The organism is Roseomonas sp. 18066 (genome assembly GCF_902706185.1).
Classification (GTDB): domain Bacteria; phylum Pseudomonadota; class Alphaproteobacteria; order Acetobacterales; family Acetobacteraceae; genus Pseudoroseomonas.
In genome coordinates this window covers 1-560 of record NZ_CACSJM010000346.1, presented here as the reverse complement: position 1 = coordinate 560, position 560 = coordinate 1, and the positions used below count along the sequence as shown (strand labels likewise).

The following is a 560-nucleotide window of genomic DNA, read 5'->3' as shown; positions in this document are numbered from 1 at the left end:
GCGCCGACCGCCCCCCAGCCGGAGGCCACGCTGTCCCCGCCCCAGCAGCAGGCCGCGATGCAGCAGGTCGCCGCCACCGTGACGCCGCCCGCCGAGGCCAGGCCGCAGGCCGCGCGTCCCCCCGTCGCCGCCAGCGGCAAGGGCTTCGCCATCGCCGAGGACGCCACGGCCACGGCCGAGCCGGCGATCGCGCCGGAGGCCATCGCCAGCCTGGTCGCCGGCGCCACGCCGCAGCCCGCGGTCGCGGTTGCGGTCACGCCGGCCGCCACCGCCACGCCGCAGCCGGCCAGCGCCACGCCGGCCTCGGACAGCGCGGCACAATCTGCAGGCCCCGCCTCGCGCCCGGCAGAATCCGCCCCCTCGGCGCCGATGCCGCCGCCCACCATCACGGCGGAAACCCAAGCTCAGGCGCAGGCGCAGGCCCCCGTCTTTGCTGTCCCCGACAGCAAGATCGCCGAGGCGGCCAGCGACGCCGCCGACACCCCGGCCTTCCTCGCCCCCGCCGCGCTGGCGCCCAGCCAGGCGCCGAGCACGGCGCGGCAGCGAGGGCGGGCCCAGCC

Annotated in this window: 1 pseudogene; it reads left to right on the top strand. The window is 80.0% G+C overall.

The window, feature by feature from the left end:
- Window positions 1-560, top strand: a pseudogene (locus tag GVN67_RS29160) (hypothetical protein); the annotation flags it as partial.